Below are 12804 nucleotides of genomic sequence, written 5' to 3'. Positions count from 1 at the left end.
GGGTGGTGGTGGCCGGGCCGCGGCCGTGACGCGAGAAAGGTCAGAACCAGCCGCGCTTCTGGGCCATGGCCTGGAGGCCGGCGCGCAGCGACTGCTCGACCTGGCCCGGGTGGTCGTTGTAGTGGACGGTGAAGCGGCTGTAGGTGTCGTGGCTGGAGGACAGGAAGCCGCCGCGCTTGTCGGCCTCCAGGATGATGTCCATCGCCTGGGGGCCGGCGATGAAGGTCAGCTCCAGCTCGTTGAAGTGGCGGTGGTACTCGCCGCCCGCGTAGTACTCGATCTCCTGGAAGAACGGCATCCGCGAGCCGTGCAGGGTGCCCCGCTCCAGGTCGGCCTTCTTGAAGCGGAAGCCCATCCGGTCCAGCGCGCCGAGCAGGTGGTCCTGGGCGGGCAGCGGGTTGACGAACAGCGGGTCGAGGTCGCCCTTGTCGAGCGCGCCGGCCAGGGCCAGCTCGGTGGAGACGCCGAGCTGCATGCCGCGCAGCGGGTGGCCGCCGATGGCGCTGATCGGGGTCTCCCAGGGGACCTGGATCTGGAAGGGGGCCGACTGCGGGGCGCCCGCGGCCAGGTGGAACGGTCCGGTGATCTGCTGGCGCAGGAAGCTGTAGGTCGACTTGTACTCGTTGTCACCGCTCTCGACCTCGACCACGGCGGTGAAGTCGATGAAGATGCCCTCGACCTTGTAGTCGGAGCCGCCGCCGCGGAAGTTGACCTGCCCGCGCAAGACCTCGCCGGGCCGCACGTGCGAGTTCTGCAGGACCGTGTCGACCTCGACACCCGCCCCGAACGCGGCCATCAGCTTACGGAACACCATCTTGACTCCAGGTTTTCTCAGGGGATTTGGTTCGGCGGGGCGACCTGGCCGTTGCCGCCGCCCAACTGGGGCAGGAGCTGGGCCAGAAGCAGGGTGGACAGCGCGGAGGTGTCGCCGGAGGCGCCGGTGGTGCGGACGACGACGGGACGAGGTGCGTTCTCCGCGAGTTTGGCGCCCACGTCGAGCCTGCGGCGGGCCAGCTCGTACTGGAGCACGGCGCGGTTGTCGCGGTAGGAGTCGGCCAGCCTGCGCAGCCCCTTCGCCTCGTTCTCGGCGGAGGTGAGCTCGGCCCGGCCCTTGGCCTCGATCTCCCAGCGCACCCGCTGCGCCTCGGTCTCGTGCTCCTCCAGCATGCGGGCGACGTCCTTACGCGCTGTGTTGGCGGCGGCTCGTACCTCGACGATACGCGCGTCCCGCGTCTTCTTGGAGCGTTCGATCTCCATCAGCAGGGTGTCGATCCTGCGCTTGCGGGTGAGCTCCCACTCGCGCTCGAAGGCCGACAGCTCCTTGGCGACCTTCTCCCGGGTGGCCAGGTGCTGCTGGTACTGGTCGGGCAGCTGCACGTCGGGGATGTTGGCGCCGGTGATCCGCACGCCGTACCGGCCGAGCTGGCGGGTGAGGAGTTCCTGCATGTCGCCGACGTCGGAGCCGCGCAGGTCGTAGGCGCGCTCGGTCCGCACCAGGCGGCTGCGCTGGCGGATGGCGTCCTGTACGGCGCTGCTGAGCACCAGGTCGAAGTTGCCGGCGCCGATCGTACGGACGAAGGCCACCGGGTCGACGATGCGGAACTTCAGGAAGAACTCGATCGACTTGAGCGGGACGTTCTCCGCGGTCGGGCAGGCCACGATCGGCGCGGAGTAGGGGATCTCGGTGGAGGTGTCCACCACCGCGTCCACCCGGTCCCACGGCAGCCACAGGTAGTGACGGCCGGGCGGCAGCGTGCCGACGATCGCGCCCCACCGGCTGCGCACGCCGGTGGTGCCCTCCTCGATCTCGATGATCGCCCGCCGCCAGAGCCAGATCAGCGCCACCACCAGGAAGAACACCGCGCCGACCGCGGCCAGCAGGGAGAACACCCCGTCGGCGAGCGCGGCCGTACCCGCCAGGTAGAGGGCGAAGAACAGCAGCGTCACCCAGGCGAAGCCGCGCCGGTCCTTGGGGATCACCACCGGGACCAGCTGGCCCGACTCGCCGCCGCGCAGCAGCTGGCGGATCTCCGACCAGGAGGCCAGGGATTCCTTGATCTTGGAGAATTCTCCGTTGCTCACTGGGTCCTCACCGCTCCTCGTTCGCCTCGTGGTCCGTTCCGGTGCACGTCAGTCCTCATCTCGTACGGGAGCGGCGACGTCGGCGGGCGGGTTGAGCAGGGCGGCGATCTCCGCCCCGCGCTCCTCGACGCGGCCGCCGATCTCGGCCATCCGCGCCCTGATCGCGGCCATGTCCGCCTCGGAGAACAGCTGCGCCTCGCGGCTGCCGACCAGCTGCCTGGCCAGCGCGAGCAGGTCGAGATCGACGTCCTCGCCGACCTGCACCAGGCGCGGCAGGTGCGAGGCGACGGACTCCAGCTTGTCGAGCAGGTCCTGCTGGAATCGGTAGTCGAGGATCTCCGGCGCCTCGGCGGCGCTCAGCGCGCGGATATCCAGCGCCTGGGCCTCCAGCAGCGCCGCGTTGGCCTTGGCGGTGGACTCCGCCTCCACCAGCCGCTGGCCCGCCTGGGCCTTCGCCTGGTGCGAGGCGCGCTCCAGCGCGGTGTCCATCCGGGCCTGGTACCCGGCGATCTCGGCGTGGATGGCCGACAGCTGCTCCTGCAGGCCGGCCAGCTCCTTGATCAGGTCGCCCTCGTTCTGCTCCTTGCGGAGCTGGAGCTCGTACTCGTAGGTGTACGCCTCCTTGGCGACCCTGATCATCTCGGGGGCGGCCAGGTCCATCCGGTACTCCTGGCTGGACGGCTCGGCGTGCGTGATGTTGACGTCGGTGAGCCGCACGGCGGGCAGGAACTGCTGGTTGAGGTTGTCCAGCATGCCCATCGTGCTCTCGCCGACCAGGTCGTAGATCTCCTCGGCGCGCTGGGAGTAGATCAGCGAGCGGGTGACCTCGCTGATGGCGTTCTGCAGCTTGGCCTGGAAGCCGCTGACCGAGCCGAGCACGAAGATGAACTCGGCCGGGTCCTCGATCCGGAACTGCAGGAACAGATCGACGCTGGCCTTGACGCCCTGCTGGGTGGGAGCCTCGCGGATGGGCGCGTTGAAGGGGTACTCGCGGGTGGTGTTGACGATGTAGCTGACCCGCTTCCACGGGTTGAACAGCGTCACCCGGCCCGGCTCGGCGATCTGCACGAGCTTGCCGAACTTGGTGATCAGGGCCTTGCAGCCCTCGGGCACCATGACCACGCTCCTGCGCCACCACAGGAACACCGTGGCCAGCACCAGCACGGCCCAGTAGTGCGGGCCGAACAGCACCCGCGCCCCGTCCGGGAGGCCGGTGGCGACCAGCCCGACCAGGCCGAGGCCGGCCAGCACCACCAGCGGGATGATCACCTTGGCGGCGCCGCTCTTGGGGATGACCACGGGGGAGATGACGTGGACGGGCTCGCCGTGCTGGCCGTTGCCGCTGAAGCTCCGGTTGACGATCTCGCCGGCCTCGTTGAGCGGCGCGCTGCGGGCCTCGATGATCGTGCCCGGGGAGGCGCCCTGGTCACGGGCGGCGGCGAAGTCGGAGGGGTTGAGCGCGAAGCCCTCGCTCCCGGCGGCCCCGGGACTCCCGGCGGCCTGCCCGGTCACCTGCCCGGCGAACTGTCCGACGGCCTGCCCGACCACCTGGCGCATGTCGCCGCCCTGCCCTATCGTCTGGGCCGCGGCCCTCGCGTACTGCATGGCTTCTCTTGGCCGGGACATCACACCTCCGAGGTAGTCATATGTCGAAAGCTCGATATATCACGCTTTGTAAGCACGGGCACGTCGGCCAGTAAAGGGGACCCCGCTTGCGGTTCACTTGCTTTGCGGTTAAGCCGGTCGCCCCGGCGGGAGACCGTACGGAGAAGGATTGTCGGTCACGCCGCCTACAGTGGAACAGGTGAGGCCGGTAACAGATTTGCAGCGCAAGGTGGCCCCCTTCGAGGTCGTCACCGACATGACCCCTTCGGGCGACCAGCCCACCGCGATCGCCGAGCTCGAACGGCGCGTCAAGGCGGGTGACAAGGACAACGTCCTGCTGGGCGCCACGGGTACGGGCAAGACCGCCACGGTCGCCTGGCTGATCGAGCGCCTCCAGCGGCCCACCCTGGTCATCCAGCCCAACAAGACGCTCGCCGCGCAGTTCGCCAACGAACTGCGCGAGATGATGCCCAACAACGCGGTCGAGTACTTCGTCTCCTACTACGACTACTACCAGCCCGAGGCATACGTCCCGCAGAGCGACACCTACATCGAGAAGGACTCCTCGATCAACGAGGAGGTCGAGCGGCTGCGCCACTCGGCGACCAACTCGCTGCTGACCCGCCGCGACACGATCGTGGTCGCCTCGGTCTCGTGCATCTACGGCCTGGGCACCCCGCAGGAGTACGTCGACCGCATGGTCAGGCTCAAGGTCGGCCAGGAGATCGAGCGCGACAGCCTGCTCCGCCGCCTCGTCGACATGCAGTACACCCGCAACGACATGGCCTTCACCCGGGGCACCTTCCGGGTGCGCGGCGACACCGTCGAGATCATTCCCAAGTACGAGGAGCTCGCCGTCCGCATCGAGATGTTCGGTGACGAGATCGAGAAGCTCTCGACCATGCACCCGCTGACCGGCGAGGTGATCACCGAGGACACCGAGCTCTACATCTTCCCGGCCTCCCACTACGTCGCGGGCGCCGAGCGGATGGAGAGCGCCGTCCGGGGCATCGAGGCCGAGCTGGCCGAGACGCTGGAGACCATGGAGCGCCAGGGCAAGCTCCTTGAGGCCCAGCGGCTGCGCATGCGCACCACCTACGACCTGGAGATGATGCGCCAGATCGGCACCTGCTCCGGCATCGAGAACTACTCGCGCCACATGGACGGCCGCGAGCCGGGCAGCGCGCCCAACACCCTGCTCGACTACTTCCCCGAGGACTTCCTGCTGGTCCTGGACGAGTCCCACCAGACCGTCCCGCAGATCGGCGCGATGTACGAGGGGGACGCCTCCCGCAAGCGCACGCTCGTCGACCACGGCTTCCGCCTGCCGTCCGCGATGGACAACCGCCCGCTGAGGTGGGAGGAGTTCCTGGAGCGGATCGGCCAGACGGTCTACCTGTCGGCCACCCCGGGTCCCTATGAGCTGGGCCGCTCCAAGGGCGACGTGGTCGAGCAGGTCATCCGGCCGACCGGCCTGATCGACCCCGAGGTGATCGTCAAGCCGACCAAGTCGCAGATCGACGACCTGATCCACGAGATCCGCACCCGTACCGAGAAGGACGAGCGGGTCCTGGTCACCACGCTGACCAAGAAGATGTCCGAGGACCTCACCGACTACCTGCTGGAGCTCGGCATCCGGGTCCGCTACCTGCACAGCGAGGTCGACACCCTGCGCCGCATCGAGCTCCTGCGCGAGCTGCGGATGGGGGAGTTCGACGTGCTGGTCGGCATCAACCTGCTCCGTGAGGGCCTCGACCTGCCCGAGGTGTCGCTGGTGGCCATCCTCGACGCCGACAAGGAGGGCTTCCTCCGTTCGGAGACCTCCCTGATCCAGACCATCGGCCGCGCGGCCAGAAACGTCTCCGGCCAGGTGCACATGTACGCTGACCGGATCACCCCCTCCATGGAGCGGGCGATCGACGAGACCAACCGCCGCCGGGCCAAGCAGATCGCCTACAACGAGGCCAACGGCATCGACCCGCAGCCGCTCCGCAAGAAGATCGCCGACATCCTCGACTCGCTCAACCGGGAGGACGCCGACACCGCCCAGCTGCTCGGCGGCAGCGGTCGCCAGCAGTCGCGCGGCAAGGCACCCGTCCCCGGTTTCGCGGTCAAGCAGGCGGGCCAGCATGCCAGGGCGATCGCCGGAGAGATGCCCAGGGCCCAGCTGGAGGCACTGATGGAGTCGCTCACCGAGCAGATGCACCAGGCCGCCGCCGACCTGCAGTTCGAGGTCGCCGCCCGGCTCCGCGACGAGATCAAGGAGCTCAAGCGGGAGGTCCGCGACATGCGCGAGGCCGGCGTGTCCTGACACAGGCGTGAACGTGTCCTTCGCCTTCGGAAGCCACCGGTGGCCCACCGCGAGGACGACCCGGCCCAGGAGAACGAGGGGAGACGAGGCTTCCGGGAGGGCCGGGGCGGTGTGAGGCCGGTGTGAAAACGGCTCGCCCATCGGCGATGCGGCCGGATACGGTCGCGGGATGCGACGATGTGCCGGCTGCGGCTGCTGGGAGTACGGCGGGGCGCCCGGCTGTGACCGGTGCGCGGCGCTGGTCGACCGGATCGTCGAGGACGGCTGGCGGGTGTTCCTCCGGGACCGGTTCGGTGTGGCCGAGCTGCCCGCCGAGGAGGAGTCGGCGATCGCCGAGATGGTCGCCGACGAGCCCGACCGGCACGACTGGCGGGTCGTCGACGGCGCCCTTGACCGGCTGATCTGCTCCGGCTGCGGGGCCCCGCTGGGCAGGGGGCCACGGGGCTGCCCGCCGTGCGACCTCGCCGACGGCTTCCGCTACTCGGCGATCGAGACCGACCGTCCGAACGTCCCACCCGGCAACGAGCACGCGATCAGGGTCGGCGTCTCGGTGATCCGCGCGGGCCACCGGCAGTCACCACACGCCCTGCTCGGCTGGCGCCTCGGCCTGCCCGCGCTGCTCGACGGCTTCCTCCCCACCACCGCCGAGGCCCAGGCCCTGCGCGCCCGCATCAACACCGGCGCCACCTACGACGACCTCGCCGGGCTCTACGCCGACTTCACGAAGCCGGTCAGTGGTGGAGGTCGTCCGGGCGGGAGCGGTTGATCGTGGTGCGTTTGTAGAGCTCGTCGATCTGGTCCAGCGGGTCGGGGGCCCGGCGGCGGGCCTCGATCTCCAGGTCGGTGCGGTCCTGGATCTGGTCGATGCCCCCGGCCGAGTGCGCCATCTGGTCGTTGCGCAGGTCGGCCCTGATCCGGGCGCAGGACGTGGTCAGCTTGGCGTGGTGCTCGCGCAGGCGGCCCAGCGCCGTGTGATCGATGTAGGGCGAGACCCGCCGCTCCTGGGCGTAGTGGGCGAGCTGGGCGTCGAGCTGCTCGGCGTGCGCCGCGATCTCTCCCACCAGCTGAGGCAGATCGCCCAGTCCCCAGCCGTCGCGCAGCGCGTGGTCCACCGCCTGGCGGGTCAGGGAGACCTCGCGCCGCAGGTCAAGACGCATCCGCTCGGTCTCCGCGGCGTCACCGGTGCCCATCGCGGCCATGTGGGAGGCGACCCGGGTGGAGACGCTCTTGGCCTTCTTCGTGGCCTTCTTGCCGACCTTGACCAGCAGATAGATCCCGACTGCTCCCAGGAGAAGGAAGAACAGCAGGATCACCAGCAGGATCATGAGGAATTCGCCGATCGGAACCACCTCCCCACGGGGGTTGTACGAGATGTTTAGAGCATAGTCCGCGAGCGCGGCCTCATCGCAGGCTCGGGCCGGTCACCCGGCTCCGCCTCCGTCGCCGTATTCTGCGGGTCGTCCACCAGGCGAGCAGTGCCAGCCCCGCCACCACCAGGATGACCAGGACGGGCAGGAGGATCGCCACCAGGCTGATGCCCAGTGCCCCGGCGTCCTCGACGGCGCTGACCACGGGCGCGCCCACCCCGGCCGTGGTGGCGTTCACCACGGGCCTGGCGGTCGTCTTCATGATGTGCACGGCCAGCGCGATCCCGATGCCCAGCACCCAGCTGAGCCAGGGATTGTGGCTCATCCAGGTCGAGCCGTCCAGCCGGGCCGCGGCCTCGGTGGCGCTGAAGACGACGCCGCCGGAGGCCGGGCGGACGACGGTCTGGATCATGTCGTTGACGCTGTCGACCACCGGGACCTTGTCGAACACGAACTCCGCCAGGAGCAGCACGCCGATGATCCCGAGCACCCAGCCGTTGGAGAGCCAGGCGAACTCCTGCGGCAGCCGTATCTGGTCCGTGAAGTTGGCGAGCAGGCCGACCACCAGCAGCGGGATGTAGGCGTTGAGCCCGGCCGCGGTGGAGAGCCCAAGGCCCGTCAGTGCCGCGAGCATCGCACCTCCGTTGTCCTCTCTGCTTCCTCCAACGTTTCACGGCGGCTGAGCGATCCCGTTCGGTTCCCTCTCCCGGTATCGCTCCGGTCTCGGTGGCCGCTCCGGTGAGCCGGGAGGGTCCCGGGCGACCAGGGGATACCGAAAGAGTCCATCGGGCGTCACCGAGGCCGAGAAATCCACTAAAACCGGGGCACGCTGAAACAGCTGAAACAGCTGAAACAGAGGAGCCCGAGGAGAGGGAGAGCGAAGGGGGCCGAGGAGGGGGAGAGCAGGGGAGAGCGAAGGGGGCCGAGGAGAGGGAGAACAGGGGAGAGCGGGGGAGGCTGGGGGAGCCGGTCAGGTGCCGGTGAGGCGGTCGAGGCGCTCGACGGCGGCGGCGAACTCCTCGATCATGTCGTGGACCACCCGGCGGGCCGGTTTGATCTGGTTCATCTGTCCGACGACCTGCCCGACGAAGTAGGTGGCGAGCTCCCCGGCGCCGGGGGAGCCGCTCTCGGCGGCCCTGCCGATCCTGGCCATCGCGCCCTCGGCGAGGAGCATCTGCAGCGGCATCGGCAGCGCGCCCGGACTCTCCGGGGCCCCGTCCCACTCGTCGGTCCAGGCGGATCTCAGCTGCCGGGCGGGCTTGCCGGTCCGCGACCGGGACCGCACGGTGTCGGAGGAGGTGGCGGCCAGCATCTTCTGCTTGACCAGGGGCAGGGTCTCGGCCTCCTCGGTGGTCAGCCAGACCGAACCGCACCACACCCCCTCGGCGCCCAGCGCGAGCGCGGCGGCCATCTGGCGGCCTCCTGCGATGCCGCCGGCCGCCAGCACCGGGACGTCCACCGCGTCCACGACCTGGGGGACGAGCACCATCGTGGAGATCTCGCCGGTGTGGCCACCCGCCTCGGAGCCCTGGGCCACGATCACGTCGGCTCCGGCGGCGACCTGGCGGCGGGCGTGCTCGACGGTACCGACCAGCGCCGCGACCGGCACCCCGGCCTGCCTGGCCTTGGCCGTCATCTCCGGCGGGGGCGGGCCGAGCGCGCTGGCGATGAGGCCGATCGGGTGCTTGAGCGCCACGTCGATCAGCCCGGTGGCGCCCTCACTGGTCACTCGGCGCCCCATCTCGTCGGCGCGGCCGACCATCGCGCCGCTGAGCGTCTCCGCCCCGCCCACCCCGTACTTGCCGAGCAGGTGTGCCACGAAGTCCCGGTGCCGCTGGGGGATGTGATCGGTGAGGCGGGTGCTCCGGTCGCCGGCCGAGGCGTCGATCCTGCCGGGCACGAGCACGTCCACCCCGTACGGGCGGCCGCCGACGCGCTCGTCGATCCAGCTCAGCTCGGTGTCGAGTTGCTCGGGGGAGTAGGCGACGGCGCCGAGCACGCCGAACCCGCCCGCGTTGGTCACCGCGGCGACCACGTCGCGGCAGTGGCTGAAGGCGAAGAGCGGGAACTCGACGCCGAATCTCTCACAGATCGCGGTCCGCATGATGTGACCGTAAGTCGCAGAACCTTGTTCGGTCTAGTGCCGTGATCGGGCGTGGAACCGGGTGGTCGCGATCTCCGTGGCGGAGGGGAGCGTCAGGCGGTGTGGACGGGGTCGGCGGGGGGAGGCGGCACGACCGGTCCGGCCAGGGCGCCGGTCGGCTCTGCGGTCTCGTCCCCCGGGCCGCCGGAGGTCTCCGAGCCGGGGGCCTCCGCGCCGCCGAGGTGAGGTGGCAGCCAGCCTTCGCCGGGCACGTAGTGGCGTACCACCTTGGCGGGGATGCCCGCGATCACGCTGTGGTCGGGGAACTCCCCGCGCACCACGGCCCCGCCCGCCACCACGCACTGCCTGCCGATCCGGGTGCCCGGCAGGATGATCGCGCCGGTGCCCAGCCACGATCCCGACCCGATGGAGACGGGGTTGTTGCGCGGCCACTGACGGCCGATCGGCATCTCGGGGTCCTCGTAGACGTGGTTCTGGTCGGTGATGTAGACGTACGGGCCGGTGAAGACGTGGTCGCCGATGTCTATCGACTGGTGGCCCACGATGTGGCTGCCCCGGCCGATGGAGCAGCTTCCGCCGATCCGTACGATCGAGTTCGGGCCCAGGTCCACCCCGGGGCCCATGCCCGCGGAGATGGAGACCCGCTCGCCGATCAGGGCGTGGTCGCCGATCTCGATCCAGGCCTCGCCGAAGATGGCCCCGACCGGGAACGACAGGCAGGCGCCCTCGCCGAGGCGCCGGAACCGGTATCCGGCAGGGCTGGCGGGGCTGACGGCGCCGGCCGCGCGGACCGCCGCCCAGAGTCGGTGGATCAGGCTGCCCACAGCACGCCGTACCACCCCACGAAGTGACATAACGGATCAAGTTACTGCTTGGTTAGGTTTGGTAGGAATGCGGGTGGGGGTTGTTCGGGCACTTCGCCGGTGCCGTTTGATATTCTGAGAGCCCGTGGACCTGTAGGCCATTCACAAGGGTGTGCCGACTGATCTTCAACGACCACGGGAGCCTTCTTGCGCAGCGCCGCACACACCAAGCATCTGTTCGTCACAGGCGGCGTCGCCTCCAGTCTGGGTAAGGGACTGACGGCGTCAAGCCTCGGGCGTCTTCTCAAGCTGCGCGGCCTGCGGGTCACCATGCAGAAGCTCGACCCCTATCTCAATGTCGACCCCGGCACCATGAATCCGTTCCAGCACGGTGAGGTCTTCGTCACAGACGACGGCGCCGAGACCGACCTCGACGTCGGCCACTACGAGCGGTTCCTCGACACCGAACTGCACGGCTCGGCCAACGTGACCACCGGTCAGGTCTACTCCAACGTCATCGCCAAGGAGCGACGCGGCGAGTATCTCGGCGACACCGTGCAGGTCATCCCGCACATCACCAACGAGATCAAGGACCGTATCCGGTCGATGGCCGGCCCCGACGTGGACGTGGTCATCACCGAGGTCGGCGGCACCGTGGGCGACATCGAGTCGCTGCCCTTCCTGGAGGCCGTCCGCCAGGTCCGCCACGAGGTCGGCCGCGACAACGTGTTCTTCCTGCACGTCTCGCTGCTGCCGTACATCGGGCCGAGCGGAGAGCTGAAGACCAAGCCGACCCAGCACTCGGTCGCCGCGCTGCGCAGCATCGGCATCCAGCCCGACGCGATCGTCCTGCGCTCCGACCGCCCGGTCACGAACGCGATCAAGCGCAAGATCAGCCTCATGTGCGACGTCGACGAGGACGCGGTCGTCTCCGCCGCCGACGCCGCCAGCATCTACGACATCCCCAAGGTGCTGCACGCGGAAGGCCTGGACGCCTACGTGGTGCGCCGCCTCGGCCTGCCCTTCAGGGACGTCGACTGGAAGGAGTGGGAGCAGCTCCTGCGCCGGGTGCACCGCCCGGCCAACGAGGTCACGATCGCGCTCGTCGGCAAGTACATCGACCTGCCCGACGCCTACCTGTCGGTCACCGAGGCGCTGCGCGCGGGCGGTTTCGCCAACGACGCCCGCGTCAACATCCGCTGGGTGAAGAGCGACGACTGCGAGACCCCCGAGGGCGCGGCCCGCGAGCTCGACGGCGTCGACGGCGTCCTGGTCCCGGGCGGCTTCGGGGTGCGCGGCATCGAGGGCAAGGTCGGCGCGATCCGGCACGTCAGGGAGAACAAGATCCCGCTGCTCGGCATCTGCCTGGGCATGCAGTGCATGGTCATCGAGGCGGCCCGCAACCTCGCGGTCATCGAGGACGCCGGCAGCACCGAGTTCGACGAGGAGACCACCCACCCGGTCATCTCCACCATGGCCGACCAGCAGGACGTCGTCTCCGGCGAGCGCGACATGGGCGGCACCATGCGGTTGGGCCTCTACCCGGCCAGGCTCGGTGAGGGCACCCTCGCCCGCCAGCTGTACGGCATGGCGAAGGTCGACGAGCGCCACCGCCACCGCTACGAGGTCAACAACTCCTACCGCGAGCAGCTGGAGAAGGTCGGCATGGTCTTCTCGGGCCTCTCACCGGACGGCCGCCTGGTGGAGTACGCCGAGCTGCCCACCGATCTCCACCCCTTCTTCATCGGCACCCAGGCGCACCCGGAGTTCCGCTCCCGGCCGACCCGCGCGCATCCGCTGTTCAAGGGCCTGATCGGCGCCGCCCTGACGTACGCGGAAACCCGTGGCACCGTCGCCAAGGCCGGGCGGGGCAAGTGAGCGACACGCGAGGGGGGCGGAGCGAGGACGTCCTGGAGGTCCTGGACGTTCCCGAGGAGTGGAAGGTCACCTCCTCCACCGAGCACTTCCGCGCCCGGGTCATCACCGCCGTCACCGACGCGGTGGTCATGCCGGAGGGCGATGTCGTCAACCGTGACTACGTGGTCCACCCCGGCTCCGTGGCCGTCGTCGCCCTCGACGACCGGGAGCGGGTCCTGATGATCCGCCAGTACCGCCACCCCGTCAGGCGGCTGCTCTGGGAACTGCCCGCGGGGCTGCGCGACGTCCACGGAGAGTCCCTGCAGGCGGGGGCGGCCCGCGAGCTCGCCGAGGAGGCGGGCTACCGGGCGGGCACCTGGCACACCCTGGTCGACGCCTTCATCTCGCCGGGAATGACCGATGAGCGCACCCGGATCTTCCTCGCCAGGGACGTCGCTCCCATTCCCGAGGGGGAGCTGGACTTCGTCCACCGGCATGAGGAGGCCGACATGCCGGTGGTCTGGATTCCCCTGTCCGACGCGGTTCGGCGTGCCATGGCGGGAATGATCCACAATTCCCAAGCCGTGGCCGGTATTCTCGCCGCATACGCCGCTTCGGCGGATGGATTCGCCTCGCTGCGGCCCGCCGACGCACCGGAGGCATGACAGGAGGACA

11 protein-coding genes are annotated in these 12804 nt (G+C 69.6%); 4 read left to right on the top strand and 7 right to left on the bottom strand.

The annotated features are described in order from the left end of the window. Positions 1-40: 40 nt before the first annotated feature. From ABT130_RS38135 to ABT130_RS38125, 3 genes are read right to left on the bottom strand one after another with little or no spacing between them, the layout of a single operon-like run. Entirely contained in the window at positions 41-814 is a 774-nt protein-coding gene (locus tag ABT130_RS38135) for a sporulation protein (RefSeq protein WP_350964042.1), read from the bottom strand. Positions 815-831: 17 nt separating this feature from the next. Next, a complete protein-coding gene (locus tag ABT130_RS38130; protein ID WP_350922678.1) occupies positions 832-2082 on the bottom strand; it encodes an SPFH domain-containing protein in 1251 nt (416 codons plus the stop codon). A gap of 48 nt (positions 2083-2130) precedes the next feature. Next, positions 2131-3687, bottom strand: a complete 1557-nt coding sequence (locus ABT130_RS38125; protein WP_350922676.1) for an SPFH domain-containing protein — start codon at positions 3685-3687, stop codon at positions 2131-2133. A gap of 199 nt (positions 3688-3886) precedes the next feature. Between ABT130_RS38125 and uvrB the strand changes: the two genes are divergently transcribed. Both uvrB and ABT130_RS38115 read left to right on the top strand, forming a co-directional pair. Continuing rightward, complete coding sequence (gene uvrB / locus ABT130_RS38120; protein ID WP_350922654.1) at positions 3887-5998, top strand: excinuclease ABC subunit UvrB; 2112 nt, start codon at positions 3887-3889, stop codon at positions 5996-5998. A 169-nt stretch (positions 5999-6167) separates the two neighbouring features. Further along, positions 6168-6764 carry a hypothetical protein gene (locus ABT130_RS38115; protein ID WP_350964039.1) on the top strand — a complete coding sequence of 199 codons (597 nt, stop codon included), beginning with the start codon at positions 6168-6170 and terminating at the stop codon, positions 6762-6764. Here ABT130_RS38115 and ABT130_RS38110 read toward each other — a convergent pair. The 4 genes from ABT130_RS38110 to ABT130_RS38095 form a co-directional block, all read right to left on the bottom strand. Continuing rightward, on the bottom strand, positions 6730-7347 hold the full coding sequence (locus ABT130_RS38110) for a hypothetical protein (RefSeq protein ID WP_350964036.1): 618 nt from the start codon (positions 7345-7347) through the stop codon (positions 6730-6732). The genes ABT130_RS38115 and ABT130_RS38110 overlap by 35 nt on opposite strands. 52 nt (positions 7348-7399) lie before the next feature. After that, positions 7400-7999 carry a DUF4126 domain-containing protein gene (locus ABT130_RS38105; protein ID WP_350964033.1) on the bottom strand — a complete coding sequence of 200 codons (600 nt, stop codon included), beginning with the start codon at positions 7997-7999 and terminating at the stop codon, positions 7400-7402. A gap of 336 nt (positions 8000-8335) precedes the next feature. Further along, positions 8336-9469, bottom strand: coding sequence for an NAD(P)H-dependent flavin oxidoreductase (locus tag ABT130_RS38100; RefSeq protein WP_350964030.1), 1134 nt, complete (start codon positions 9467-9469; stop codon positions 8336-8338). A 92-nt stretch (positions 9470-9561) separates the two neighbouring features. Further along, positions 9562-10323, bottom strand: coding sequence for an acyltransferase (locus ABT130_RS38095; protein WP_350964028.1), 762 nt, complete (start codon positions 10321-10323; stop codon positions 9562-9564). 156 nt (positions 10324-10479) lie between these two features. On the opposite strand from ABT130_RS38095, the gene pyrG reads away from it, so the two are divergent. Then, entirely contained in the window at positions 10480-12150 is a 1671-nt protein-coding gene (gene pyrG / locus ABT130_RS38090) for a CTP synthase (RefSeq protein ID WP_350964025.1), read from the top strand. Further along, positions 12147-12794 carry an NUDIX domain-containing protein gene (locus ABT130_RS38085; protein WP_350964022.1) on the top strand — a complete coding sequence of 216 codons (648 nt, stop codon included), beginning with the start codon at positions 12147-12149 and terminating at the stop codon, positions 12792-12794. Before pyrG ends, ABT130_RS38085 begins: the two co-directional genes overlap by 4 nt. Positions 12795-12804 lie beyond the last annotated feature (10 nt).

Source organism: Streptosporangium sp. NPDC001681 (assembly GCF_040298085.1).
Classification (GTDB): domain Bacteria; phylum Actinomycetota; class Actinomycetes; order Streptosporangiales; family Streptosporangiaceae; genus Streptosporangium.
The sequence above is the reverse complement of the archived record's forward strand: the minus strand, read 5'-3'. Positions and strand labels throughout refer to the sequence as shown.